This window comes from Streptomyces sp. O3 (genome assembly GCF_054788135.1).
Genome location: NZ_JBTVYK010000013.1, coordinates 86,859 through 112,347 on the forward strand (window position 1 = coordinate 86,859; position 25,489 = coordinate 112,347).

General features: G+C 73.3%; 25 protein-coding genes and 1 pseudogene. 8 read left to right on the plus strand and 18 right to left on the minus strand.

Annotated elements, in window-relative coordinates; all coding sequences use genetic code 11:
- Nucleotides 1-25: 25 nt before the first annotated feature.
- The 6 genes from ACX6XY_RS09175 to ACX6XY_RS09200 form a co-directional block, all read right to left on the minus strand.
- The gene (locus ACX6XY_RS09175) at nucleotides 26-856 is read right to left on the minus strand and encodes a hypothetical protein (RefSeq protein ID WP_460328112.1); all 831 of its coding nucleotides are present in this window, start codon (nucleotides 854-856) and stop codon (nucleotides 26-28) included.
- Nucleotides 857-979: 123 nt separating this feature from the next.
- Entirely contained in the window at nucleotides 980-1,093 is a 114-nt protein-coding gene (amiA, locus tag ACX6XY_RS09180) for a streptamidine family RiPP (RefSeq protein WP_267904559.1), read from the minus strand.
- A gap of 82 nt (nucleotides 1,094-1,175) precedes the next feature.
- A complete protein-coding gene (locus ACX6XY_RS09185; protein WP_460328113.1) occupies nucleotides 1,176-2,054 on the minus strand; it encodes an ABC transporter ATP-binding protein in 879 nt (292 codons plus the stop codon).
- 49 nt (nucleotides 2,055-2,103) lie between these two features.
- The gene (locus ACX6XY_RS09190; protein ID WP_460328146.1) at nucleotides 2,104-3,099 is read right to left on the minus strand and encodes a FecCD family ABC transporter permease; all 996 of its coding nucleotides are present in this window, start codon (nucleotides 3,097-3,099) and stop codon (nucleotides 2,104-2,106) included.
- A 614-nt stretch (nucleotides 3,100-3,713) separates the two neighbouring features.
- Nucleotides 3,714-4,760: a FecCD family ABC transporter permease gene (locus tag ACX6XY_RS09195; protein ID WP_460328114.1), complete on the minus strand. Its 1,047-nt coding sequence runs from the start codon at nucleotides 4,758-4,760 to the stop codon at nucleotides 3,714-3,716.
- Nucleotides 4,757-5,749, minus strand: coding sequence for an ABC transporter substrate-binding protein (locus ACX6XY_RS09200; RefSeq protein WP_460328115.1), 993 nt, complete (start codon nucleotides 5,747-5,749; stop codon nucleotides 4,757-4,759). Before ACX6XY_RS09200 ends, ACX6XY_RS09195 begins: the two co-directional genes overlap by 4 nt.
- A gap of 176 nt (nucleotides 5,750-5,925) precedes the next feature.
- Here ACX6XY_RS09200 and ACX6XY_RS09205 point away from each other — a divergent pair, with 176 nt between their 5' ends.
- Nucleotides 5,926-7,173 (plus strand): hypothetical protein, encoded by a 1,248-nt coding sequence (locus ACX6XY_RS09205; protein ID WP_460328116.1) that lies wholly within the window; start codon nucleotides 5,926-5,928, stop codon nucleotides 7,171-7,173.
- A gap of 199 nt (nucleotides 7,174-7,372) precedes the next feature.
- Here the strand turns inward: ACX6XY_RS09205 and ACX6XY_RS09210 are convergent, their stop codons facing one another.
- The gene (locus ACX6XY_RS09210; protein ID WP_460328117.1) at nucleotides 7,373-7,546 is read right to left on the minus strand and encodes a hypothetical protein; all 174 of its coding nucleotides are present in this window, start codon (nucleotides 7,544-7,546) and stop codon (nucleotides 7,373-7,375) included.
- A gap of 333 nt (nucleotides 7,547-7,879) precedes the next feature.
- Between ACX6XY_RS09210 and ACX6XY_RS09215 the strand changes: the two genes are divergently transcribed.
- On the plus strand, nucleotides 7,880-8,389 hold the full coding sequence (locus tag ACX6XY_RS09215; protein WP_460328118.1) for an HD domain-containing protein: 510 nt from the start codon (nucleotides 7,880-7,882) through the stop codon (nucleotides 8,387-8,389).
- On the opposite strand, the gene ACX6XY_RS09220 is transcribed toward ACX6XY_RS09215, so the two are convergent.
- Entirely contained in the window at nucleotides 8,361-9,203 is an 843-nt protein-coding gene (locus ACX6XY_RS09220; protein WP_460328120.1) for an ABC transporter permease, read from the minus strand. The genes ACX6XY_RS09215 and ACX6XY_RS09220 overlap by 29 nt on opposite strands.
- Nucleotides 9,200-10,108: an ABC transporter ATP-binding protein gene (locus ACX6XY_RS09225; RefSeq protein ID WP_460328121.1), complete on the minus strand. Its 909-nt coding sequence runs from the start codon at nucleotides 10,106-10,108 to the stop codon at nucleotides 9,200-9,202. The genes ACX6XY_RS09220 and ACX6XY_RS09225 overlap by 4 nt, the downstream gene beginning before the upstream one ends.
- A gap of 131 nt (nucleotides 10,109-10,239) precedes the next feature.
- Between ACX6XY_RS09225 and ACX6XY_RS09230 the strand changes: the two genes are divergently transcribed.
- Both ACX6XY_RS09230 and ACX6XY_RS09235 read left to right on the plus strand, forming a co-directional pair.
- Entirely contained in the window at nucleotides 10,240-11,559 is a 1,320-nt protein-coding gene (locus tag ACX6XY_RS09230) for a sensor histidine kinase (protein ID WP_460328122.1), read from the plus strand.
- Nucleotides 11,556-12,215: a response regulator gene (locus tag ACX6XY_RS09235; RefSeq protein WP_460328124.1), complete on the plus strand. Its 660-nt coding sequence runs from the start codon at nucleotides 11,556-11,558 to the stop codon at nucleotides 12,213-12,215. The genes ACX6XY_RS09230 and ACX6XY_RS09235 overlap by 4 nt, the downstream gene beginning before the upstream one ends.
- Before the next feature lie 34 nt (nucleotides 12,216-12,249).
- Here ACX6XY_RS09235 and ACX6XY_RS09240 read toward each other — a convergent pair whose 3' ends face one another.
- Nucleotides 12,250-13,722, minus strand: a complete 1,473-nt coding sequence (locus tag ACX6XY_RS09240; RefSeq protein WP_460328125.1) for an SDR family NAD(P)-dependent oxidoreductase — start codon at nucleotides 13,720-13,722, stop codon at nucleotides 12,250-12,252.
- 182 nt (nucleotides 13,723-13,904) lie between these two features.
- Entirely contained in the window at nucleotides 13,905-14,594 is a 690-nt protein-coding gene (locus ACX6XY_RS09245) for an IucA/IucC family C-terminal-domain containing protein (RefSeq protein WP_460328147.1), read from the minus strand.
- Between the two features lie 245 nt (nucleotides 14,595-14,839).
- Between ACX6XY_RS09245 and ACX6XY_RS09250 the strand changes: the two genes are divergently transcribed.
- Nucleotides 14,840-16,033, plus strand: a complete 1,194-nt coding sequence (locus ACX6XY_RS09250) for a DMT family transporter (RefSeq protein WP_460328126.1) — start codon at nucleotides 14,840-14,842, stop codon at nucleotides 16,031-16,033.
- Here ACX6XY_RS09250 and ACX6XY_RS09255 read toward each other — a convergent pair.
- The gene (locus tag ACX6XY_RS09255; protein ID WP_460328127.1) at nucleotides 16,023-17,384 is read right to left on the minus strand and encodes a transglycosylase family protein; all 1,362 of its coding nucleotides are present in this window, start codon (nucleotides 17,382-17,384) and stop codon (nucleotides 16,023-16,025) included. The genes ACX6XY_RS09250 and ACX6XY_RS09255 overlap by 11 nt on opposite strands.
- Nucleotides 17,385-17,484: 100 nt before the next feature.
- Complete coding sequence (locus tag ACX6XY_RS09260; protein WP_460328129.1) at nucleotides 17,485-18,471, minus strand: acetylxylan esterase; 987 nt, start codon at nucleotides 18,469-18,471, stop codon at nucleotides 17,485-17,487.
- Nucleotides 18,472-18,622: 151 nt separating this feature from the next.
- Here ACX6XY_RS09260 and gndA point away from each other — a divergent pair, with 151 nt between their 5' ends.
- Entirely contained in the window at nucleotides 18,623-20,062 is a 1,440-nt protein-coding gene (gene gndA, locus ACX6XY_RS09265) for an NADP-dependent phosphogluconate dehydrogenase (protein WP_460328130.1), read from the plus strand.
- Nucleotides 20,063-20,478: 416 nt separating this feature from the next.
- Here the strand turns inward: gndA and ACX6XY_RS09270 are convergent, their stop codons facing one another.
- The 5 genes and pseudogenes from ACX6XY_RS09270 to ACX6XY_RS09290 form a co-directional block, all read right to left on the minus strand.
- Nucleotides 20,479-20,919: a nitroreductase family deazaflavin-dependent oxidoreductase gene (locus tag ACX6XY_RS09270; protein WP_460328131.1), complete on the minus strand. Its 441-nt coding sequence runs from the start codon at nucleotides 20,917-20,919 to the stop codon at nucleotides 20,479-20,481.
- A gap of 27 nt (nucleotides 20,920-20,946) precedes the next feature.
- Complete coding sequence (locus ACX6XY_RS09275) at nucleotides 20,947-21,627, minus strand: aspartate/glutamate racemase family protein (RefSeq protein WP_460328132.1); 681 nt, start codon at nucleotides 21,625-21,627, stop codon at nucleotides 20,947-20,949.
- A gap of 64 nt (nucleotides 21,628-21,691) precedes the next feature.
- Nucleotides 21,692-22,117 carry an aspartate 1-decarboxylase gene (gene panD, locus ACX6XY_RS09280; RefSeq protein ID WP_460328133.1) on the minus strand — a complete coding sequence of 142 codons (426 nt, stop codon included), beginning with the start codon at nucleotides 22,115-22,117 and terminating at the stop codon, nucleotides 21,692-21,694.
- Nucleotides 22,118-22,323: 206 nt separating this feature from the next.
- Nucleotides 22,324-22,791: a DedA family protein gene (locus ACX6XY_RS09285; protein WP_460328134.1), complete on the minus strand. Its 468-nt coding sequence runs from the start codon at nucleotides 22,789-22,791 to the stop codon at nucleotides 22,324-22,326.
- A 239-nt stretch (nucleotides 22,792-23,030) separates the two neighbouring features.
- Nucleotides 23,031-23,285, minus strand: a pseudogene (locus ACX6XY_RS09290) (iron chelate uptake ABC transporter family permease subunit); the annotation flags it as partial.
- A 146-nt stretch (nucleotides 23,286-23,431) separates the two neighbouring features.
- Here ACX6XY_RS09290 and ACX6XY_RS09295 point away from each other — a divergent pair.
- Both ACX6XY_RS09295 and ACX6XY_RS09300 read left to right on the plus strand, forming a co-directional pair.
- The gene (locus ACX6XY_RS09295) at nucleotides 23,432-24,121 is read left to right on the plus strand and encodes a GyrI-like domain-containing protein (RefSeq protein ID WP_460328135.1); all 690 of its coding nucleotides are present in this window, start codon (nucleotides 23,432-23,434) and stop codon (nucleotides 24,119-24,121) included.
- 203 nt (nucleotides 24,122-24,324) lie between these two features.
- On the plus strand, nucleotides 24,325-25,299 hold the full coding sequence (locus ACX6XY_RS09300) for an SCO2400 family protein (protein ID WP_460328136.1): 975 nt from the start codon (nucleotides 24,325-24,327) through the stop codon (nucleotides 25,297-25,299).
- The last annotated feature ends 190 nt before the right edge of the window (nucleotides 25,300-25,489 follow it).

Below are 25,489 nucleotides of genomic sequence, written 5' to 3' on the forward strand. Positions count from 1 at the left end.
AGAGGGTCATTCGCAAGGTGGGTGTTCACGAGGCGGGCGGCGCGGGCAGGGGCGCGACGTCGGGCACGGGCAGCACAGGGTGGTCGCTGACGGTCACCTGGCGCAGGTCGATACGACGCAGCCGACGCCTGGCGGGGTCGCCGTGCGCCCATGCGGCGAGGTCGGCCGCGAGGTGGGCGGCAACCAGCTGGCGATGCACGGCTGTTGGCTGGAACGCGCCATCGGTGCGGCGCCCCCGCTCCCAGTACGCGGCGAGCTGCCGGTGCGCCGGGGTCGCGGCCAGACGGCGGGCCCGGACGTGGGCGGCGGTCACGTCGCCGGGTGCGGCGGCGAGAGGTTCGAGCCACACCTGAAACCCCTCGCGGTGGCAGCGCAGCCACCCCACGCCCCGTTCGGGCAGCCGGTCGGCGGCGTCCCACAGACCGGGCGGAACCGGCTCGTCGAGACACCAGACGACGGCCGCGACATCGGCGTCCGTCGCCGCGGCGGCCTCTTCGGGGGCGCCGGTGCGCGGCTCGGCTCCGCTCGCGGTGAGCAGGGCCGCGAGGGGTTCGGTAAGGGCGGGCGCACCGGTCAGCAGGACCGGGCGCCGGTCGAGCGGCCAGCGGGGCATGGTGCCGCCTCGGCCCGACGGGTCGGCCACCAGATAGCCAGCGCCCTCGAACGCCCCGATTAGTGCGGCGAGTTCGGCATCGTCCTGCTCCTGGGTGGCACCCGTGAGCCGGTTCCGAAGCCGTTCCTCCGGCACCGCGCCGGTGTCGACCCGCAGAAACTCACCCTCCGGCGTGCGTACCGCGAACCCGCCGTCCGGCACGTCGACGAGGCTCACTCCGGGGGCGAGGTGACTGCGCGTCATGTCAGGTGTCTCCAAGGCGTTGCGGGCTGAACAGGGACAAGGACAGGGGCAGGGACGAGGACGAGGACGGGGACGAGGCGGGCCCGCCCGAAAGAAGCGTTCCGGGCGGGCCCTGGGTCGGACTTACTCCTCGCCGTCGTCGAAGGGGTTCTCGACGAGGGCGTTGGAGTGGGTCGCGGAGAGGTGCGCCAGCTGACCCTGCTCAGCGATCGGGGTGAACACCTTTTCCTGGTCCATGAGTTGAACCTTTCTGTTGATGTTGCGACGGGTGTGGCGGTTCCGGCCGGGCCACACCGCAGACACTAACTGAAAATGATTATCATGTGTCAATCGATAGAGGGTGATCTGGGTAACACACCGGCCAGCCGCCCTCCGGGTCACGCCCAACTCGCCCCGCCACGCCGAGCACTTCGGCCAGCAGCCCCGGCGTCACCACCTCGTCGGGCGGCCCGTCCGCGGCCACCCGCCCCCCGCGCAGCGCCACGATCCGCTCGGCGAACCGGGCCGCGTGCGCGAGGTCGTGCAGCACCATCACCACGGTCAGCGCCCGCTCCTGACGCAGCCGCACCACGGTTTGCAGGACCTCCAGTTGGTGTCGCAGGTCCAGGTACGTGGTCGGCTCGTCCAGGAGCAGTACGGGCGTGTCCTGGGCCAGCGCCATCGCCAGCCGCACCCGCTGGCGTTCGCCGCCGGACAGCGTGTCGACGCCGCGCGCCGCCCAGTCGGCGACTCCCGCGTCCGTGAGGGCGCGGCGGCAGGTCGCGTCGTCGCCCTCGCGGAGCATGCCGAGCGGGCCACGGGCCGCGTATCTGCCCTGCCGCACCAGTTGACGTACGGTCATGCCGGGCACCGGCGGCGCGGACTGGTGCAGCAGGGCGACGCGCCGGGCGGCGGCGCGCCGAGAGAGGCGGGCGAGGTCGTCGCCGCCGAGCAGGACGCGCCCTTCGCCGGGGCGCAGCAGTCCGGCCGCGAGCCTGAGCAGGGTGCTCTTGCCGCAGCCGTTCAGTCCGACCAGAGCCACCAACTCGCCCTGGGCGACCCGTAGATCGACTCCGTCGAGCACGGATCGCCCCGGATAGCCGAAGCGCACCCCTTCGACGGTGATGGCGTCCTTGATGTGCGCTGGCTCGGGCGGGGGCGCGGGAGCCGTCCGCGGTTCCTGGCTCTCCCGCGTACGGGGTCCGGCGGATCGCGTCATAACTGTGTCCTCATCGGCTGGTAGGAATCGGCTGGTCGCTGACCGGGCTTCAGGAGCGCGACAGGGGCACCCGGCGTACCACCACCAGCAGCAGCACCGCCCCCGCGAAGGTCGTCACGGCCCCGGTGGGCAGGGTCAGCCGGTCCGTGTCCCACGCCACGGCGAGCAGCCGCGACGCGCTCTGCGCCACGGCGTCGGCGCCGCACACCACGGTCGCGCCGAGCAGCGCGGCGCCCGGCAGCCCGAGCCGCAGGTCAGCGCCGAACAGCGCGAGCGCGATATGCGGCACGAGCAGCCCTACGAAGCCGAGCGCGCCGACCACGGACACCGCGCCCGCGGTCAGCGCGACCGCGCACACCAGCGCGAGCGCGCGGGCCCTGCCGGTCACGAGCCCGGCCGCCGTGGCCTGTTCGTCCCCGCAGCGCAGCAGGGTCAGCGGCGCGGCGAGCGCGCAGGCCGCCACGGTCCAGCACAGGGCCCAGGGCCAGAGCAGGTGCCAGTGCTCCCAGACCCGGCCCTCGACGGAGCCGACCAACCACTGCACGACGCTGCCCAGTTCGCCGGGGGCCACCAGGAGCACCATCGCGGTCAGCCCGGCGAGCACCGCGGAGACCAGGACGCCGTGCACGGCGGTCTGTTCCGGGTCACCGCGGTCCCGTCCGGCCAGCGCCCACAGCAGCCCGGCCCCGGCGAACCCGCCCGCGCAGGCGGCCGCGACGACGGCGGCGGGCGACTCCCACCCGGCGAGCCCGAGCCCGGTGGCCGCGACGGCTCCCAGGACGGCGCCCGGTGTGACCCCGGTGACCTCGGGTCCGGCCAGCGGGTTGCGCAGCGCGGACTGCAACACGAGCCCGGCGAGTCCCAGACAGGCCCCGGCGACCGACGCCACCAGCATGCGGGGCAGCCGCAGCCGCAGCACGATGTGCCGCGCGGTGTCATCCCCGCCGCCGAGTACCACCTGCCACACCTCGCCGGGCGACACGGCCCGCCCAGCCAGCAGCTCGGCCACCATGGCGACCAGCAACAACCCCGCGACGGCCGCCATGCGCCGCGTGACGCTCACGCCAGCGGCGCCCCGCGCGGATCGCTCGGCCCCCCGGACCTCACGGTCGCCGCGCCCGCGGTCAGCGCCCCGCCCCCGGCGCTCGGCCCGCTCGCCGTCAGCACCAGGCGCCCCGCCGTCCGCACCGGGCACCCCGCCGTCCGCCCGCCCGCGCCCCGCGGGCTCCGCCTGATCAGAGCCCCGCGGGCCTCCGGCCGCGGGGAGCTGACCGGTGTCCCGCGGGCCCCGCGCCGACGGGGACCCGGCGGCGCTCCGCGCACCGTGCGGGCCCCCCGCCCCGTCGCCGCTCGACGCATCGCTGTCGACCCGCGCGTCACCCGCGGGTTCCGCCTGATCGGCGACGGGCGGGCCGCCGACCGCCCGCGCCGAACAGCCGGAGCTCTGCGCCGAGGGGCCGGACAGCGCCGTACCCCCGGCACGCGGACCGCCAGGCATCCGCGCGCCGCCGTCGGCGGCGCGCACCCTTCTCGTCGACCCCGCCTCCTCGGCACCCGGCACCGCACGATCCGCTGGCACCGTTCCCCGGGCGTTCGCGCCGCCGACCGCACCGGGCGACCGCGCGTCGCCGTCCGGCCCCGCCTCGCCGCCAGTCCCCCTCACGACACTCCCCCCTCGACCAGTTCCTCCGTACGGCGTGCCGCCGTCCGGCCCCGCTCGCGCGACGGCTTCCGTACCGGCGCGCGGGTACGGGTCCGCAGCAGCACCACCCCGGCCGGTACGCCGAGCAGCGCCGTCCACGCCCCGACCGGTGTCTCGGTCGGGGCCAGGGCCAGCCGGGCGGGGAGGTCGGCGAGCGCCACCACCGTCGCGCCGCACGCCGCCGACCACGGCAGCCAGCCCACCGCGTTCGCGTCGGGTCTCAGCCGCCGCGCCAGGTGCGGCGCGAGGAAGCCGACCCAGGCGACCGGGCCGCACACCGCGACGACCGGCGCGATCAGCACCACGGCGACCGCGAGCGCCGCGGTCCGGGCGCGGTGCACCCGCACGCCCAACGCCTGTGCGTCGTCGTCGCCGAGCCGCAGGACGGCGAGTACCGGCGCGCACAGCACGAGCGCGGGCAGCGCGATCAGCAGCCAGGGCCACAGGCCCGTGACGTCCTCCCAGGTCCGGGCGGACAGGCTGCCCAGCAGATAGCGGTAGATGAGCTGAAGGTCGAGCTGATCGGCCATCACCATCAGGACCAGCAGGGCGGCTTGGAGCGCCGCCGCCACCGCCGCCCCGGTCAGCAGCACGGCGGACGGGCTCCGCCCGAATCCGGCGGCCAGCAGCGTGAGCCCCCCGCCGAGCGCCGCTCCCCCGATCGCGAGGAGCGGCTGCACGGCGGCCGGGATCGCCAGCGCGAGCACCAGCGGCGCGGCGACCCCCAGTGCGGCGCCCGAGGACACGCCCAGCATCTCCGGCACCGCGAGCGGATTGCGCAGCGCCTCCTGGAGCACCAGCCCCGCGGCCCCCAGACAGGCCCCGGCGACCAGGGCCAACACCAGCCGGGGCAGCCGGAGTTCCGCGACGATCACGCCCTGCACACCCCCGTCGAGCAGCCGGTGCGGCGGCACCGCGGGCGTGCCCAGGCACAGCGCGCAGAGCGCTATCCCCAGCACCAGCGTGCCCAGTGACAGGGTCAGGGCATGGGGCCGGCGGCTCACTTGAGCGCGGCCGTCGCCTCGTCGAGGACGATCGACAGCGAGCGCGTACCGCGCCCCTTCGCCCAGACATCCGGGTCGACCTCAATCACCCGATCGTTCTGGACCGCGGGAATCCGCTTCCACAGCGGGTTCTTGGCGAGCTTGTCGGACAGCTGCCCGTCGGGCTCGCCGAAGGAGAGCGTCTCGACGAAGAGGACGTCGACGTCACGCGCGATGATCTCCTCAAGGCTGTACGTACCGTCGATGCCGCGGCTCTTCCACGGGTAGTCGGCGATCTTCGGGAAGAGCCCCGCGGCGACGTCCGTGCCGGGCGTCGCGACGCCGAAGTTCTCGTCGCTGCCGAAGATGACGAGCGCGGTCTTGTCGCTCTTGTCCGCCTCGGCGGCCGCGAGTTTCGTACGGAACTTCTTCTCTGCGGCGACGGCCTGCTCGCCGCGCCCGGTCAGCGCGGCCAGGTCGCGCTGGTAGGCGACGCTGTCCTCCCAGGACTCCGGCTGCACGGGCCAGAAGACCGTGGCGCCCTTGAGCGCCGGGGCCAGCTTGCCGTGGGTGTCCCCCAGTCCGATGACCAGGTCCGGCTTGTGGGAGAGGATCGCCTCCACCTCGGGGCTGAGGAAACCGCCGGGGATCACCGGGATCTTCGCCGCCTCCTTCTCCCCGAGGAAGGCGTCATGGGCGAGCAGCGCGGAGTTGGTGGCGACCGGCTTCAGGCCGAGCTCGGTCAGCATGTCGTCGCAGAGGGCCACCAGGCAGACGATCCGCCGCGGCTCCTTGTCGGTGCTGACCTTGAAGCCCTTGACATCGGTGATGGCGCGCGCGGGCTTCACCGGCTGGACGCTCGCGGGCGACGTCGCACCAGCGGCGCCTGCCTTGTCGGCGTCGCCGCCGCTGTCGGTGGACTGACCGGTGGTTCCACAGCCTGTCAGAAGTGCTCCCAGGACGGCGGCTGCGGCCCAGCGGCGTACGCGCTTGATCGAGGTGCGCGGCATCGGCGGCTCTTTCGTTCTCGTGTCCCGGAGCGCGGGCGGAAGTGCGGGCACCGGTACGCGCGGACGCGCAGGGCGCGGAGGGGCGCTCCGGCGGTCCCCCCGAGGAGCCTCATTTAGACATGATAATCATTACCAAATCAAGTCCGCCGTCCACGCAGCCGCAAGGAGCACCCGCCGTGAACGCACCGACCAGCCCCTCCGCTCCCCCGCCCTGCCGCCTCCTGGTAGCCGACCAAGTCGCGGGAGCCGTCCATCTGCTGAGCCTGCCGAACGGGCGTACGACGGCTCGCCTAGAGGGCCGCCACCTCGCCGAGCACGCGGGCTTCCTCGCGCTGCCCGGAGACCGCGCCGCATTCGTGGACGACCGGGCGGGCGAGCTGGTGGTGCTCGCGCCGTTCGCCGATGAGCCAGAGGAGCCAGTGGAGTCAGTCACCGCGGTGGCCGTGCCCGCGGAGCATCTGGCGGGCGACCCCGGCGGACGGCGGCTCGCCGTGAGCACCGGACTCGGCCGCAACTGGGAGGCCTGGAGCGATCTGCTGACGGTCGTCGACCTGGCCGCGTCCGGCGGACCGAGCGCCGTCCGGGTACGCACCAGGACGGGCGAGCCGGGCGTCACCGTGCTCGGCGCCGACGACCCGCGCGTGGTCCTGCGCCACCGCGAGCCGGGTGCGCTGGCGGCCTACCGGCACAGCGAGCTGCTGGCGGCCGCGCCCGCCTGCCCGCCGGTAGCGCCGTACGCCACGCTGCCGCTGCCCGGCGACGGGCACGGCGACGCCCAGGACCCGCTGCACGGACGGCTGTTCGCGGCGACCGGCGACGGCGTGCACCGGGCCCGGATCACGCCGGACGGCGCTCTGGTCGCGGAGGAGCCGCTGGGTTGGGGCGGGCCGGGGCGCGGCTACTATCTGCGGCTCGACCCGGTGCGGCGCACCCTGTGGTCCTGCGTACGCGGCGGCCCCCCGGCGCCGGACGCGTGGCCCGACTGGACCAACCACGCCTGGTGGCACCGCCTGGACAGCGGCCGCACCGGTCGCCTAGACCTCGGTCCGGGACTGGTGTTCCGGCTGGCGGTCGCCGCGCGGCGGGTGGCGTACGCGCGCGTGCACCCCGACGGCGACGAACTGATCCTGCTCGACGCCGCCGACCCGGCCGTGACGGCCCGGATACCGCTGCCCGCGATGGACGGCGCGCCGAAGCCGGGCGGCACGCCGTGGGACGGGGTACAGCGGAGGGCGATCGCCGCGTCGCCCGGCGGACCGCTGGTCGCGGTCACCCGAGGCGGACACGGCGAGATCTGCCTCGTGAACAGCGAACACCTGGACGAACAGGAGGTGCTGACAGTGCCGACGCCTTTGGACGAGGGCGGTCATCTGGCCCTCATGGTGCGCGGCGACGGCGCGCACGGCGATCCGGTAGGCCGCTGAACCGCGCCAGGGCCGACTGACTCACGACTACGCACGCGCGGCCGACAGCCATGCGGGGGCCTACGACTGCGCGAGGCCCACGGCTGTCCGAGCCGCACAGCTCACCGAGCCGCGAGGGGGTGCCGCACCCCCTCGCGCTACGCGTGTACGACATGCCCCGCCGCGCTTCTGCGGCGGGGCGCTCCCCTTTCCCCGTGTTTCAGTCCACACTCGGCAGGATGTGCGGCTCCGCGAGGTCGTCCTCGTAGCCCGCCAGCCGGATCGGCGCCGACCGGGACCACACCTCCAGGCTGCCCACGCGCTCGGCCCCGCGGCCGCCGCGCTCCCCGTGTTCCTTCGGACGCTGCTCGCTCTTCGTCTTCTCTGGTGTCACCGCGCACTCCTTAGGTGTCGTGTAACCCCCGGACGCACCGACACGGCCTGCCGCTACCGGTCCAGCGCCCCGAGGGGTGAATCACATGCAGTTCGGACACTGTGGCTCCGGTAACTTGCGCGGGACTTCACCGTGGTGGCCGGCTTGCCCCAGAACGGACCGTGGGTATGGGTGGGACCCGAATTCGGCTGTCCGTCCGCTACAGAGTAACCAAATGAGCGGCCCCGCGCTCGATAGGGCCGAAAACTCACCCGCCCCGTCCTCGTCGCCTCGCGTTCACTCGCCCATGGTGGGCTGCCGTGCACCGGCATGGGGACGCGGAGGGAGTGACGCGTGGAGCTGCGCGACGTCGACGAACTGATGGATCTGCTGCACGCCTGCCGAGGCGCGTGGGGCACCCCGAACGACGAGCACCACCCGGTCGACCTGCATGAGCACGCCCTCCAGACCGCGGCGCTGCTGCGCCGCTCACACCCCAGCGACAAGGAACTACAGCTCGCCGGTCTGCTCCAGGCCATCGGCCAGGTGCTGCCGTCACCCGACCCGCCCGGCCACGCCGAGCGCGCCGCGGACGCGGTCCGCCCTCTGCTCGGCGCACGCGTGGCGGCCCTGATCCGCCTGCACGCCCAGCCGCCCGGCACGGGCTTCGCCGACTCCCCGGCCGCCGAGGACGCGGCGACCCTGCGCCAGGCCGTCGCCGGGGCCAGGGTGGCCGGACTCAACGCGGGGATCATGGAGGACTGGCGCCCCGTACTGGAGCTGGTGGCCGACGCCGCACACGGCGGCACGGCTCCCGGCCCGGCCCGCGCCTCGCTCACTGATCGCGTCGGTGCACGCCGGTGACGGCCAGCGCGGTCGCGCCGAGCGCCCACAGCGCGTAGACCGTCCAGGCTCCGCCGGTGGTCCACGGGAAGGGGCCCGGCGGAGTGGAGTCGACCGCGACGAGGCGCGCCCAGGCGTGGTACGGCAGGGCGTGCGTGACGACCGCCGACCAGTGGCGGTCGTCGCCGAGCACCGCGGGCAGGACGAGGATCACGACCACGGTGGCGATCATCGTGGCCGCGGTCCGCCGGATGAGGACCCCGATGGCCAGGCCGGTCAGCGCGCACACCGGCGCCAAGAGCGCGGACGCCACGACGACGCGCAGGGCGCCGGGGTGGTCCGGGGACACCCCAAGGCCCCGGCCGTCGAGGATCGTCTGGGTCAGCGCGAACGAGGTCACCGCGACGCACGCGCCGCAGACGGTGGTGACCGCCGCGACGACGACCGCCTTGGCCGCCAGCACCGAGCGGCGGGCCGGGACCGCCGCGAACGTCGTGCGCATGGTGCCCGTGCTGTACTCCCCGACGATCGTGAGCGCGCCGATGACGCCGAGCGCGAGCATCATGACCATGGCGGCGTTCGCGGTGAAGGCCTCCTGGAGCGGGATGCCGTCCCGGATGAACTCGGCCCGGTCCGCCGCGTCCCGCCCCGTCCAGTACTTGTACGTGTCGTACGCGGTGCCTGCGTTGAACGCGACGACGGCCACGGCGGCAGCCCCGAACGCGATGGGGGTCGAGCGCAGGGACCGGAGTTTGATCCACTCGGCGGCGACCAAGTCGCCGAAGCGGGCACGGGGTTCGGCGATCCGCGGGACGTGCGGCGGGGTCGTGGTCATCGGGATTCTCCTGCGAGGTACTGGACGCTGTCGGCCGTGAGCTCCATGAACGCCTCTTCCAGGGACGCGGATCGGGCACTGAGGTGATGCAGCGGAACCCGGTGCGCCAGGGCGATCTCGCCGACGCGGGCCGCGGTCAGGCCGGTCACGGTGAGCCGGTCGCCCTCCGCGTGGACCGCCGCGCCCTCGGCTGTCAGCAGGTCCCCGAAGGCGGTGGCCGCGGGCGTGCCCACCGTGACGCTCTGCCGGGCGCCACGGGCCGAGAAGTCGGCCAGGCTCTGTGCCGCGATCAGTTCGCCGCGGCCGATGACCACCAACTCGTCGGCGGTGTGCTCCATCTCGGACATCAGATGGCTGGAGACGAACACTGTGCGGCCCTCGGCGGCCAGCCGTCTGAACAGGCCCCGCACCCACCTCACGCCCTCCGGGTCGAGGCCGTTGAGCGGTTCGTCGAAGAGCAGCACCGGCGGGTCGCCGAGCAGCGCGGACGCGATGCCGAGCCGCTGCTTCATGCCGAGGGAGAACCCGCCGACGCGGCGCCCGGCGGCCTCGGCGAGGCCGACCTCCCGCAGCACCTCATCGACCCTGCGGCGCGGGATGCGGTTGCCGCGGGCCAGGGCGAACAGGTGGGCGGCCGCGCCGCGCCCGCCGTGCACCTCGTGCGCGTCGAGCAGGGAGCCGACGTGGCGCAGACCGCGCGGACGGTCACGGAAGGGGCGGCCGTCGACGGTGACCGTGCCGCTGGTGGGCGTGTGCAGCCCGAGGATCATCCGCAGGGTGGTGCTCTTCCCGGCCCCGTTGGGTCCGAGGAACCCGGTAACCCGGCCGGGCCGCACGGTGAAGGTCAGGTCCTTGACGGCCGTCGTACTGCCGTATCGCTTGGTGAGTTCGTTGACTTCGATCACGGGAACCACCGTGCCGCCGCACGGCCCGCCCGTCGTCGGACCGGTGCTGACAATCTCCGGCCCGCGGGGCGACCCTGGTTGTACAGCCACGGGCCGATGACCGGATACGCGCGCGCGGTTACGATCACCGCATGTCCGCCTCACCGCCGCCGCCCCTGCTCAAGCGCATACCGCCAGGCCTGTGGACCGCGCTGGTGTGGTACGCGGCGGCGGTGCATCCCATCGTCGAGTACGTCCTGATGCCGCCGCAGCGGGAGCGCTCGTACAACTACCCGCGGGACGGGCTGGACTCGGTCGGCGCCCAACTGCTGCTCGCCATCGCCTTCGCGCTGGTCCTGGCGGGCACTCGGCGGCTGCGCCGCAGCCCCTCAGCGGCGTACGGCCTGGTGCTCGTCGGGACGGTCGTCTCGACGCTGGCCTGGCGTCAGAACGAGATTCCGCCCACGCAGTTCCTGGGCGCCGACGTCGCCCTGTGCTACATCGCGGCCACCCGGTCGCGGCGGAGTTCGCTCGCTTCGGCCGCCGTGGCACTCGGCACGCTCCTCGGGTACTTCGTCGTCCGGATGATCGTGGGGGACGACGGCTCCGGCATCGCCCCCGAGCCGTTCGTGGCCCTCACCGTGATCATCGCCTGGCTCGTCGGCAACTCGGTGCACCAGGCCCGCGCCCACACCGAAGAGCTGCACGCACGGGTCGCGGCCCAGGCCGTCACCGCCGAACGGCTGCGGATCGCCCGCGAGATGCACGACACCGTGGCCCACTGCATCGGCATCATCGCGCTGCAGGCCGGAGCCGCGGCCCGGATCGCCGAGACCCGACCGGCCAAGGCCCGCGAGGCGATGCTCACCGTGGAGAAGACAGGGCGCGAGACGCTCTCGGGGCTGCGTCGGATGCTCGGCGCGCTGCGCCAGGCCGACCAGGAACAGGGACGATCAGACCCGGACCAGGATCAAGGCCAGGTCCAGGTCCAGGGCCAGGAGTTGGTGCGGGCCGGGGCGCCGCTGCGTCCGGCCGCCGGACTGGCGGACGTCGAGCGGCTCGCCGCGACTACCACGGCCGCCGGGGTCCGCGTGGAGGTGGACTGGCAGGGCGAGCGCCGCCCGTTGCCCGCGGACATCGACCTCGCGGCATTCCGGATCGTGCAGGAGTCGGTGACCAACGTCGTACGGCACTCGGGGACCAGCGCCTGCCGGGTGAGCATCGAGTACCGGGACGACGAACTCGTCCTGGCGGTCTCCGACCGGGGGCGGGGCGGCGGCACCCGCACGGACACCGGGTACGGCCTTGTCGGCATGCGCGAGCGAGTCGCCCTGCTGCACGGCGCGTTCACCGCCGGTTCGCTGCCGCAGGGCGGCTTCCTGGTGACGGCCACACTGCCCGTGCCGACGGCGGATACCGGGACGGAAGCGGGCGCGGAAGTCGGCACGGGAGCGGGGGCGGGAGCCGGATGACCATCCGTGTCGTACTCGCCGACGACCAGCCCCTGGTACGCGCCGCCCTGCAGATGGTCATCGCCGAGACCACGGACGTGGAGGTGGCGGGTGAGGCGGCCGACGGCGCGGAGGCGGTCCGGCTGACCGGTGAGCTCTCCCCCGACGTGGTGGTGATGGACATCCGGATGCCCGGCATGGACGGCATCGAGGCCACCCGCCTGATCACCACCGGCACGGGCGACACCCGCGTCGTCGTCCTCACCACCTTCGACGACGACGATTACGTCTACGGGGCGCTGCACGCGGGCGCGTCCGGGTTCCTCGTCAAGGACATGGCCCTGGACGACATCCTGGGCGCGGTGCGGATCGTCGCCGCCGGGGACGCCCTCATCGCACCGAGCGTCACCCGCAGGCTGATCAAGGAGTTCACCAGTCGCCCCACGGCGACTCCCCCGCCCCCGGCGCGACTTGACGGCATCACCGACCGGGAACGTGAGGTGCTGACCCTGGTCGGCAGCGGCCTGTCCAACACCGAGATCGCCGAGCGGCTCAGCATCAGCGTCGCCACCGCCAAGACCTATCTGACCCGCTTGCTCGCCAAGCTCGACGCCCGCGACCGGGTGCACCTGGTCATCCTGGCGTACGAGGCGGGGCTGGTGGCGCCGTCCCGGTGAACCGCCAGGGCCGGGGGCTACCAGTCGGCGGGTACTACCAGTCGGCGGGCGCGTAGTCCTTGAGGAAGACGCCGTAGAGGTCCTCGCCCGCCTCGCCGCGCACCACCGGGTCGTAGACGCGGGCCGCGCCGTCGATGAGGTCGAGTGGGGCGTGGAAGCCCTCTTCGGCGAGGCGCAGCTTGTCGTAGTGCGGGCGCTCGTCGGTGATCCAGCCGGTGTCGACCGAGGTCATGAGGATGCCGTCGGTCTGGAACATCTCCTGGCCGCTGGTCCGCGTCACCATGTTCATGGCGGCCTTCGCGGCATTGGTGTTCGGGTGTCCCGCGCCCTTGTAGCCGCGGCTGAACACGCCTTCCATCGCCGAGACGTTGACGATGTACGCCCGCCCGCTCGACGCCTTCCCGGCGGCGGCGGCCATGGCCGATCGCAGCTTGCTGATCAGGATGAACGGCGCTGTGTAGTTGCACAGCTGGGTTTCGAGGAGTTCCACCGGGGAGATCTGCTCGATGGACTGTACCCAGGTGTTGGTGTCGACGACGTCCGGAACCAGGCCGCCCGCGTCGATGGCGGTGCCGTCGCGGTGCCGGGCGACGCTGGCGTGGCCCGCGACCAGCGCGAGGTCGGCCACCTTCTGCGCGTCGAGGCCCGTGACGCCAGCGGGGAGGGCCGCGAGGCCGTCGACCGCGCCGGAGTTGAAGGCGCCGATGACGTGGTGGGCGGGGAGTTCACCGGCGGGCAGCGGGGCGCTCTCGCCCTCGACCAGGGCGGCGTAGGCGGACGGCAGTCGGCGTACGGTCTGTGTCGCGTTGTTGATCAGGATGTCGAGCGGCCCCTGCTCGGCGACCTGCTCGGCCAGTGCCACGGCCTGGGCGGGATCGCGCAGGTCGATGCCGACGACCTCCAGACGGTGGAGCCAGTCGGCCGAGTCCTCCATGGCCTTGAAGCGGCGGATCGCGTCACTCGGGAAGCGGGTGGTGATGGTGGTGTGCGCGCCGTCGCGGAGCAGCCGGAGCGCGATGTACATGCCGATCTTGGCGCGGCCGCCGGTGAGCAGGGCGCGCTTGCCGGTGAGGTCGGTGCGCGCGTCGCGGCGGGCCCGGTTCTCGGCGGCGCACTTCTGGCAGAGCTGGTGGTAGAAGGCGTCCACCTCCACGTACCGGGTCTTGCAGATGTAGCAGGACCGCGGGCGCTGGAGTATCCCGGCGATCTCCCCCACTGCGGACGAGGACGGCAGCAGGCCCTGCGTCTCGTCGTCGATGCGGTCGGCGGAGCCGGTGGCCGTGGCGTGGGTCACCGCGCGGTCGTGCGCGGTCTTGGCGGCCCGGCGCTCCTGGCGGCGGCGCTGCTTGACCGTGCGGTAGATGCCCGCGGTGGCCCGGCGCACGGTGATCGCGTCGGGGTGGTCGATCTCCAGCTTGTCGAGCTCCTCGAGTACGCCGAGGCAGACGGCCAGGCGCTCCGGGTCGATTCCGGGACCGAACTCCTGGCTGTCGTCTGCCACGGTCATCGCTGTGTTCCTCGTACTCGATCGTGCGCGCCCGCGCGCGGTGAAGTCTCCAAAGAGGGAACTTTACGTAGCCGGGCGTGTCGACGCCAAACCGCTCAGGTCCCGGCCGCATCGGCGGCTCACCACGGCGACTACGGCGAATACGGCCAGGCAGGAAGCGAACGCGTAGCGTTATGTGCGGGTCAAGGCTGGCTGAAGCAGCAGTCGCCGCACAGGCCGCCGCCGGGGACGCGGTAGTACAGGCAGCAGCTGCGCCGCCGGAAGGCCGTGCCGGTCAAGGTGCCGGTGGTGTGGAGCTCGGGGCGGCTCAGCAGTTCGGCGGCCAGCGCGAGCGCGCGTTCGGCGACGTCCGGGCGGCCGCGCGGGTGCGCCCACCGGAACACCTCGCGCGCTGCCCCGGCCAGGGCGGAACCGGCGTTGCCCCACAGCAGCCGCTCCGAGACGCGGTACTCGCGGCGCAGGGCCTCGCTGAGCGGGGCGAGATGGGCGTCCAGGACGACCGACGCGAGGTGCCGGGCGGGCAGCGTCCGCACCGCGTACGTCTCGTGCGCCGTGTCGAGCCACAGGTCGTCCGGGCTGCTGCCGTCCGGGTCCCAGCACAGACGCGCCGGATCGAGGTCGGGGAGCAGGCCGTACAGCGCGGCCGACCCCAGCGCCACCGACCAGACCCTGGCGGCGAACCCCAACTGGGCCACCGACACCGCGACTCGGACCTCGGGCGCCCGCAGGCCCGCCCGCACCTTGGCCACCCGCACCGAGAGCGGCGCGCTGTCCCCGGCGTACACCCGCGCCAGGGGCACGGCGCCGGGCGACGGCACTCCCGTACGCAGGGCGAAGAACCCGCCCACAGACCCGAGTTCAGCGAAGTCCACCGCCACCGTCTCACCGTCTCCTCTCACTGCATCGCACCGCACCACACCCGAAATGTCCGGCCTTCAGGGCCGGTCCCTGACTTCGGCGCTGCCGCGAGGGTCGACCTGGGGACGACACGGGCCGCCGGGTACTCCATCGGCAGTAGGAGCCAATGCCGCCTGGAGGACGACGACGCGCGGTGATCCAGGCGTCATCGTAGAGATATGACAGCCGACCGTACGCGGCAGGACCCGGCGGGTGCCCGATGAGCGCACTCGCCGTCTCCGTGTTGCTCTCCCTCGTCTCCGCCGTGGCCTACGCGGGCGGGGCGATCCTGCAGGAACGTGTCGCCGAGACCTCGCCGGACCAGCCGTACGCGCCGCTGCGCCGGCCGGTCTGGTGGGTCGCGATCGTGCTCAACGGCGTGGGGGCCGTGCTGCACGTGGCCGCGCTGGCCCTCGGGCCGCTGAGCCTGGTCCAGCCGCTGGGCGCGCTGACCATCGTCTTCGCCTTGCCCATGGCGGCCCTGCTCGTGGGCCGCCGGGCGCGGGCCACCGCCTGGCGCGGCGCGGTGATGGCGACCGCGGGGCTCGCGGGCCTGCTCGCACTCGTCGGCGACGCCGGGTCGAGTTCGCTCGACGGGGCGCAGCGGGTCATGGTGGCGGCCGTCACCTTCGGCGCGCTGGCGGCGCTCGTGGTGGCCGCCCGTACGGTCCACCGGCACCCCGTGGTGCGCAGCGTCCTGCTGGCCGGTGGGGCCGGTGCCGCCTTCGGCATCGCCTCGGTGTTCACCAAGACGGTCGCGGTCGACTGGAGCACCGGCGGGCTGCTCGGGCAGCTGCCCAGCCTCGTGGTGATCGGCGTGCTGGCGATCGCGGGAGTGCTGCTGTCGCAGGCCTCGTACCGCGGCGCGGGCCTCGCGGCGCCGCTGGCGACGGTGACCGTGGTGAACCCGGCGATCGCCGCCGTGGTCGGCCTCACGCTGTTCCAGGAGTCCCTGCGGTACGGCACCGCGGGCCTGGTGCTCGCGCTGGGCTGCGCGACAGTGGCGGCGGGCGGCCTGATCCTGTTGACGACGGAGCGCATCGGGACCACCGAGCCCCGCCAGGAGGGCCGGCCGGTGGGCGCGGATCACCCGGCTCCCCCGACGCCCCCGGCCACCGCGCCCGCGGTACCGAGGCCGCGGCGGGCCGACGCTCCGGCGGCGGCTCCGGGAGACTCTCCCTGGGGCACGGAGTCCTGGGGTACAGAGCCTTGGAGCGCGGAGCCTTGGCGCACGGAGCCCTGGAGTGCGGACCTGCTGGACCGGCCCGCCTTCGAGACCGCTATGACCGCGCCCACGGCTACCCCCGCCGCCACGGCCGTGGCGCTGCGGTCTCCGCGCGCGGAGCCGCGCCACCTCGATGACCCACCGGACTGGGTCGTGCTGCGCGCGCCCTGCACGCGGTTCAGATCCTGACGCCACCCGCGCGCAGATAGGCCAGTGGATCGACGTCGGAGCCGTAACCGGGCCCTGTCCGCACCTCGAAATGCAGATGGGGCCCGGTGCTGTTGCCCGTGGAGCCGGAGCGGGCGATGCGCTGGCCCGCGCCGATGTGCTGGCCCGCCTTCACGGTGAGCGCCGACAGGTGCGCGTACTGGCTGTACTTGCCGTCGTCGTGCCGGATCACCACCTGATAGCCGTACGCGCCCGCCCAACCCGCCGAGACCACACGGCCCTTAGCGACCGACTTCACGGATGTCCCGGTGGGCACGGCGAAGTCGACGCCGGTGTGGTAGCCGCTGGCCCAGGAGCCGCCCGCGGCGCGGTACGGGGTGCTGGGGCTCGCGGCGACCGGGGCTGACAGCCCGGAAGCGGCGGGCTTGGCCTTGACGGACTCGGTCCGGGGCGCCGTCTGCCGTTCTTTCTGCTCCCGCCGCTGCTCGGGCTTCTGTTCCTGTTCCTGTTCCTGTTCCTGTTTCTGTTCCGGCTTCGGGTCCCGCTTCCGCTCCGGCTTCTGCTCTGGCTTCTGGTCCCGCTGCCGCTCGGGCTCTTGGTCCTGCCGTGGCTTCGGCTGCGGCTTCTGCCGTTCCTGCTTCGGGGCGGGCTTCGGCTGCCGCTTCGGTGGGGCGGGGGACGCGGCCGGTGGCGCGCCATTCGCACGCAGGGCGAGCCGCTGTCCCGGAATGATCAGGTCCGGGTCGCTGCCGACGACCTCGCGATTGGCCGCGTACAGGCGCTGCCAGCCGCCCCTGACATGCTCGGCGGCGGCGATGCCGGAGAGGCTGTCGCCCCGGACGACGGTATACGTCTCGGCCAGGCCCGCGCGGGACTGCGGCGTCACCTCGGGCCTGGTCTGGGCCTTGGCCTCCGACTTGGTCTTGGCCTCCGACTTGGTCTCGGACGCGGCCTGCCGGGCTCCCCCGCCGGGGCTGATGTCGGGCGCGTCGCCGTCCTGGGCGAGTCCGGCGCGTACCGAGCACACCGGCCAGGCGCCGGGTCCCTGCCCCTCGAGCACCTTCTCGGCGACGGCTATCTGCTGGTCCCTGGTGGCCAGGTCGGCGCGCGGCGCATAGCTCCGGCCGCCGTACTCCTCCCACGTGGACTGCTTGAACTGGAGTCCGCCGTAGTAGCCGTTGCCGGTGTTGATCGACCAGTCGTTCGTCGACTCGCAGGCGGCGACCTTGTTCCAGGTGTCCACGTCGGCCGCCTGGGCGGAGCCGCCGCCTATCAGCGGAAGCGCCATTCCGGCCCCGCCCGCTGTGACGGTGAGCGAAGCGCGGTTGATCCTGCTCGGTTGGTAGCGGCGGTGGCGACCGCGTACGGCCATGGGAGCCCCCTACAGACACACCTGTCGGAAGCGGCAAAAGTAGCCGCTGCGAACAGGCGATGACAAGGGCCCGCCACCGCCAACTACCCTGCGAAGAAGATCAGTTGCCTCTCGCATCCAGCAAACGTCCCGGCAGCCAGGCAAGTTGGGCTCGCTGCTGATACACTCCGCCGCCCTCGTGGTCGTTGAAGGAGTACACCTCGATGGACTTGTCGGGGGCGGCATAGGAGTTGAAGGCCGCAAAGACGGTGGACGGCGGGCAGGTCTGGTCCTCGAGCGCGACGGAGAACAGCGCGGGGGCGCGGCCACGCGCCGCGAAGTGCACGCCGTCGAAGTAGGAGAGCGTACGGAACACCTGCTCTTCGCCGGTCCTGCGGGTCTTCAGATACGCGCCGATCTCGCGGTACGGATAGCGGTCCGTGAGGGTCGCGGCGCGCGGGAAGCCGCAGAGGAACGGCACGTCGGGGGCGACGGCCGCCAGGTCGGGGACGAGCCCGCCGACGGCGATCGCCAGCCCGCCGCCCTGGCTGACCCCGGCGACGGCGACCCGCCCGGCGTCCACCAGCGGGTGCGCGCGGGCGGCCGCGACGGCCCGTACGGCGTCGGTGTACAGGCGGCGGTAGTAGTGGTCGTGCGGGTCCTCGATGCCGCGGGTCAGGAAGCCCGGCTGGGCGGGGCCGCTGCCGACCGGGTCCGGGGTCTCGCCCGTGGCCCAGCCGGCGGCGCCCTGGCCGCGGTTGTCCATGACGAAGTGCGCGAACCCGGCCGCCGCCCACAGCAGATGCATATGGGGCAGCCCGCGCCCGCTGCCGTATCCGATGTACTCGACGACGGCGGGCAGCGGCTCGCGGGCCCCCGCGGGCAGGATCAGCCAGCCCTTGACCGGGTGGCCGCCGTACCCGGCGAAGGTCACGTCGAACACCTCGACCCCCGACAGGGGTACGCCGAAGGGCTCGAAGCGCGGATCGAGGTCGTGCTGGGAGGCTTCGGCGAGCGTCTTCGCCCAGAACTGGTCGAAGTCGGCGGGCTCCGGGAACTCGGGCCGGTAGTCGCGCAGTTGCTCCAGAGGAAGATCGAAAAGGGCCATGAAAGCCCTTTCCCCACACCGGCCCCCCAGGAAACGCCGGACGCGGTGACGACATACTTGCGGCACCGCGACAGCGGCACCGCACCAGCCGTCACCAGCCATCCCGATCCCAAGTCATCCCGAAGTCATCCCGATCCCAGGAGCCACAGGCATGAGCACATCAGCGCAGATCGGCGTCACCGGCCTCGCGGTCATGGGGCGCAACCTCGCCCGCAACTTCGCCCGCAACGGCTACACCGTCGCGGTGCACAACCGCACCGCGGCCAGGACCCACGCACTCGTCGAGGAGTTCGGACAGGAGGGCGATTTCGTGGCCACCGAGACGGCCGCGGAGTTCGTCGCCGCGCTGGAGCGCCCGCGCCGACTCGTGATCATGGTGAAGGCGGGTGAGCCGACGGACGCGGTGATCCGTGAGTTCGCCCCGCTCCTGGAGCCGGGGGACATGATCATCGACGGCGGCAACGCGCACTTCGCGGACACCAGGCGGCGCGAGCGCGAACTGCGCGAGCGGGGCCTGCACTTCGTGGGCGCCGGGGTGTCCGGCGGCGAGGAGGGCGCGCTGCACGGGCCGAGCGTCATGCCGGGCGGCTCGGCCGAGTCGTACGCCACGCTCGGGCCGATGCTGGAGAAGATCTCCGCGAAGGCCGCCGACGGCACGCCATGCGTGACGCACTGCGGCCCGGACGGCGCGGGGCACTTCGTGAAGATGGTGCACAACGGCATCGAGTACGCGGACATGCAGCTGATCGCCGAGGCGTATCACCTGCTGCGCGAGGTGGCGGGCTACTCGCCCGCGCGGATCGCCGACATCTTCCGCACCTGGAACACCGGCCGCCTCGACTCCTACCTGATCGAGATCACCGCCGAGGTGCTGTCCCATGTGGACGCCGCGACGGGCAGGCCGTTCGTGGACGTGGTGCAGGACCAGGCGGAGCAGAAGGGCACCGGCCGCTGGACCGTGCAGATCGCCCTCGACCTCGGGGTTCCGGTCTCCGGCATCGCGGAGGCGGTGTTCGCACGCTCGCTGTCGGGGCACACCGCGCTGCGCGAGGCGTCGACGGGTCTGGCGGGGCCGTCCGCGTCGCCGCTGGGCGAGACCGAGGCGGCCGCGTTCGCCGACCAGGTGGAGCAGGCGCTGTACGCGTCCAAGATCGTGTCGTACACGCAGGGGTTCCACGAGATCCAGGCGGGCAGCGACACGTACGGCTGGGACATCGACCTGGGCGCGGTGGCCGCGATCTGGCGGGGCGGGTGCATCATCCGGGCCGCGTTCCTCGACCGTATCCGCGCGGCCTACGACACGCGGGCCGACCTGCCGAGTCTGCTCTCTGACAAGGGCTTCGCCGAGGAGATCGGCGCGGCGCAGGACGACTGGCGCGCGGTGCTGGTCGCGGCCACCGAGCAGGGCGTGCCGACGCCGGGCTTCTCGGCGGCGCTGGCGTACTACGACGCGCTGCGCGCCGCGCGCCTCCCGGCGGCGCTCACGCAGGGGCAGCGGGACTTCTTCGGCGCGCACACCTACCGGCGCACCGACCGCGCGGGCTCGTTCCACACCCTGTGGGGCGGCGACCGGTCCGAGGTCACCGCCTAGGTCCGCCGCCCCGGCGGGCTCCAGGGACCGGCGGGCCTTAGAGGCCGGCAGGCCTCAGGGCCCCGCGGGCCCCGGCTCGGGCTCGGGCGCCGGACCGGGGCCCGGCGGCTCCGGGATCGGTGACGGTGGCGGCTCCGGCGCGGGCCTGGGCTCGGGCGAGGGCACGGGCGACGGGAACGGGCCGGGGTCGGGACGGTCCGGGCCCGGCCCCGGCCCTGGTGTCGGCCCTGGCGGGACCGGGTCGGGGAACGGGTGAGTCATGGGAACTCCTCCAGCGAAACGGAGGGCGACGGGTCGAGGGCCGCGGCACGCGAGCCGGGAACGGCCCCGCCGTCCACTCTCTCCCGTCACGCGTTCCCGCGCCTGGCGAACCCACGCGTTCGGGGGTGTACTACGGCGGAACGGGAGCATGTCCGTCAGGGCTTCGCCCTGGTCAGGCGCACCACGGGGATGTCCCGTGCCGTCCGGCTCTGGTAGCCCTCGTACGGGGCGAAGAGGCCGACCAGAGCGGGCCAGACCCGAGCCTTCTCCTCGGCCGACAGGGTCTCGGCGTACGCGGTGAACCGCTCGGGGCCGACGCGCAGCCTGACCTCGGGCTCGGCCCGTAGGTTGAGGTACCACTGGGGGTGGCGGTCGGAGCCGCCGTAGGACGCGACGATCAGGTAGTCGTCGCCGTCCCGCCCGTAGATCAGCACAGTGCGGCGCCACTGCCCGGTACGCCGCCCCCGGTAGTCGAGGAGCAGGCAGGGCGCGCCCTGCATCGTGGTCCCCTTCGTGCCGCCGGACTCCTCGTACTGGCGCGCCTGCCGTGCCACCCAGCCCTCGGGGCTGAGCACGACCTCGTCGTCCTGTGCCATGCGAACTCCCTCCTAGGTGCGTGCGCCCTACGAGTCACGGGTTACGGATTCCGGGTTACGGGTTACAGATTCCGGACGGCCGCACTGCCGCGCGGCCGCGGCGAGACCCGGCCGGGGGCTGGACAGGACCGGCAGGCCGGTCGCGGCCCGGTCGGCGGCGGCCGCCATGGACGCCTGGGCCAGCACCACCACGTCGGCGTCCCGCACAGCGGCGACCGCGTCGGCGATCAGCGCGGCGCACCCTTCCCGGTCCCCGGCGTCGAAACGCTCCCAGGCGCCCTCGACGACCCATGTCCGGACGTCGACGGGACGGTCCGCGCGGCGGGCCTCGTCCTCGACGAGGGCGACCGTCGGGCCCAGCGTGCTGTGCACCGTGGCGAGGACCATGACCCGCGGCCCCGCGGCGACCGCGGCGGCCGCCATCGGCCGGTCGACCCGCAGCACCGGCACGCCCACAGCGGCGGCCTGCGCCTCGGCGACGCCGCCGATCGTGGAGCAGGTACAGAGCACGGCGGCCGCCTCCTGGGCGGCCGCTTCGGCGAGCGCCGCGCGCACGTCGTCGGCGACGGCCTCCGGCCCGTCGGTCCTGGCCCGTGCCAGCAGCTCCGCACGCACCAGATGGCGCAGTTCGAGGCCGGGGTGATCCTGATCCCGCAGCCCGTCGAAGACCGGAATGTGAACGGGCGATGTGTGCAGCAGCGCGAGCATGGCCCGAGCCTAGGCGCTCGGCCCGGCACGCTCGGGCTGTTTCCCCTTCCCCGAGCCGGGACGCCTACCGCGCCGGGACGCGCGCGTGCGGGCTGCGCCGGGTGTCGCCGCCCGGCACGGGCTCGGAGGCGTCGTCGCCGAGGGCCACGATCCGGTTCTCGGCGTCCACATGGACGACGCTGGGCCGCAGGGACCGGGCCTCGGCGTCGTCGACCTGGGCGTAGCTGATCAGGATGACCAGGTCGCCCGGATGCACGAGATGCGCCGCCGCGCCGTTGATGCCGATCACGCCGGAGCCGCGCTCGCCCTCGATGACGTACGTCTCCAGCCGGGCGCCGTTGGTGATGTCGACGATGTGGACGAGCTCACCGGGCAGCAGGTCGGCGGCGTCCATCAGATCCGCGTCGATGGTGACCGAGCCCACGTAGTGCAGGTCGGCCTGGGTCACCGTGGCACGGTGGATCTTGGACTTGAACATGGTTCGCAGCATCGAGGTACTCCTGGACATAGGCTCCCTGCCTGCGTTCTTGCAGGTCAAGGGCGGTTTCCTACCCTACAACGAGTCGCATGTTCGGGCAGCGTCCCGTCACCGCGACGACGGCACAAGGGTACGCAACACCCTCCGCGGGATCGACTCCAGGTGGGTTGTCAGGTTGCCAGGACTCCGGGCAGCCGTCAGGCCGTCGCCCTGCCGCCTCAGCCGTCAGGGCGGGTGCCGCGCCGTCGTCTGCCGCGGTATATCGCTCCGCAGCCCGCCGCGAGGAGGAGGGCGGCGGTCACGGCCATACCGGTCGCCGTCCGCTCGGCGAACAGCTTCGCCAGGATCTCGAACACCTCGAGTCCGACGGTCGCGTAGACCAGCGCCCAGGCCGCGCCGCCCACGAACAGCGCGGGGAGGTAGCGCGACAGCGGCATGCGCATGCTGCCCGCGAGGAAGTTGGCGGCGGTCTGGAAACCGACGGTCAGGAAGGAGACGGCCACCACCGGCGCGCCCCACCGCTGGATCGCCCGTTCCACGCGCTGGAACTTGGCCGAGGAGATCCGCCCGGCGAGCCTGCTGCGTCGGGCGCCGGCGCCCGCGAGCCATCCGACGGCGAACGTCCCTCCGGCGCGCAGGAGGACGATGGCGTACAGGACGGCGGCCGTGAGCACGACCCTATCCACGACGCCTCGCTCTGGACGTCGGGCGGCCGCCCGCCCTCCCGGTCACCCGTCGCGCGTGGACGCCCGCGGCGGGCCCGCTGCGGGCACCAGCCCGGTCTCCGTCTGTCACCTGTGGCCTGCCTCTGCCCGTTCCGTCCCCTGTGTGTCGACCGTGGCGGCACCGGAACCCGCGTCTGACGCCGAGCCAGGCGCACCCGGCACAGCCAGGCTATCCGAACACCCACACCCCGCCCGCACGGCTATCGCCTACTGCGCACGAGCAGGTAGAGGAAGTACGGGGTGCCGATCACCGCGGTCATGAGGCCCGCACCGAGCTGGGCGGGGGCGATGACCGTACGGCCCGCCAGGTCGGCGACGCAGACGAGGACGGCGCCGATGAGCACCGCCACCGGCACCACGCGGGCGTGCTGGCGGCCGACGAGGGCGCGGGCCGCGTGCGGGGCTACGAGGCCGACGAAGCCGACGGTGCCGGCGGCCGCCACGGCCGTGGCGGCGGGGGCGTCCGGTCGCGGTCTCTTCACCTACATGCACGCCAGGGAGGTTAGCCTAACCTAAATTCACCCCTGGAGGGGGGTCATCCGGTTCGCCGGGCCAGCAGTACGTACCAGCGGTGCGTACCACCAGCGGTGCGTATCATCGGATGCCCCTGGCCCAGGTCGCGTGCCTGGGCGGCGGTCGCCTCCCGGAACAGGACCCGTCCATGGCGAACACGGCGAACTACGACGTGAAGAAGCATCTGCGGAGCCTGTACACGGCGAAGCAGCGGTTCGAGGTCGTCGACGTGCCCGCCCTGCGGTTCCTCATGGCCGACGGCGCGGGCAGCCCGAACACCTCGCAGACGTACCGGGACGTCGTGCACGCGTTGTACGCGACCGCATACGCCGTCCGCGCCCTCGCGATCGACGAACTCGGCGAGAAGCACACCGTAGGCCCGCTGGAGGGGCTCTGGTGGGCCGACGACCTGGGTGCCTTCGCCTCGCGCGACGAAGACGCGTGGAAGTGGCGGCTCATGATCGTCCAGCCCGACTGGATCACCGACGAGCTGTTCCGCGAAGGGCTGCGCCGGGCCGTCGAGAAGAAGGACCTGGCCGCCGGTGACCGCGTCCGCTTCGACCGCTTCCACGAGGGGAAGTCGGTCCAGATCCTGCACATCGGCCCCTACGACGCCGAGGGCCCCACGATCGCGCGACTGCACGACGCGTACCTGCCGCAGCGAGGACTCAAGCCCCGCGGACGTCACCACGAGATCTACCTCTCCGACGCGCGACGCGTCGACCCGTCACAGCTGCGCACCATCCTGCGGCAGCCCGTGGAATCCGCCGAGAGCTGACGGGAGTCGACGAGAGCCGAGCGGGGTCGGGTCAGTCAGGGGGCCGGTGCGGTGACTGGCACTCTCGCAGAATCGTCACACCGTCTGCGTCATCTCTCTTCCCGGCCGGGCTACGTTACTGATCGCTCGATGCCACGAGCGTCTGCGTCCGGGCCGTCGGCCGGGAAGGTCAGCGACACCGTCAACTTGGGGAAAGACTGCGGATGGACTACTGCTCCACATGCCAGCGGCATCTCAACGGCGCCCTGGTGTGTCCCGGATGTGGCGGCTACGCCCCGGACATCGCCCTGCCCGGCGTCGCGGGCCGTGACGCCGCTGGCCGGGCCACGCCGACGGGCAAGCCGACCGCGTACGCGGCAGGCGCGAAGGACGAGGCTGACCGCACCGCGACTGACCGCACCGCGGCAGAACGCACCGCGGCAGAACGCACCGCGGCTGAGCCGGAGATACCCGAGGCCGCGCAGCCCCTCCCGGAGGGTCGGGCGGCACGGCGCCGCCAGCGGGCCCGCTGGCGCAAGAGCCAGCGCCGGGCCATGGTCGCGACGACCTTCGCCCTCGTCGGCGGCGGTATGGCGATCGGCGCCGTGGGCCACTCCGGCGGCGACCAGACCCTGGCGTCCACCGCGCCGCCGACGCCGGGCATGGACGGCGAACAGGAAGGCGACGAGCAGCAACTGGTGGCACACGTCCGCTCCTCGGCGGCGAATCCGCACGGCGGACAACAGGGCACATTCCAGGGCGCGGCGGGGCAGTCGACACCCGAGGTCCCGCGCCAGCGGCACGCCGTGGACCCGTCCCACGCCACGCCGCCCGGCGCCCCGACGGCCGCACCGGCTCGCACCACGGCGACGGACGGCGCCCAGCAGCTCGCCGCCGCGGTTCAGGCACCCGCCGACACGATGCCCGCGCACAGCGCGCCCCAGACGGCACAGACAGCGCAAACGACACAGCCGCCCCCGTCCGCGCCCGCTCCTGAGGCCGAGTCCACCGGCGGCGGCCTGCTCAGCACCACCACCGACGCTGTCGTCGGCACCCTCACCGACACCACGGCGACCGTCACCGGGACTCTCACCGACACCACCGAGGCCGTCACGTCCGCCGTGGTGTCGACGGACCCGGAGCAGGGCACGACGGCAACGGACGAGACCTGCTTGCTCGTGCTGTGCGTCGGCGACTGATCTGACAGCAGGTGACAGCAGGTGAAAGCAGGAGACAGCAAGTGAAAGGGGCGCCCCGGGGGCCGGGGGGGGGGGGGGGCGGGGGGGCCGGGGGGGGGGGGGGGGGGGGGCCGGGGGGCGCCGGGTGCGGGGTACTTCGCCGCCCAGCCGTTCAGGAGCCGCTGGTACGCCTCCAGACGCGGCGGCTTGG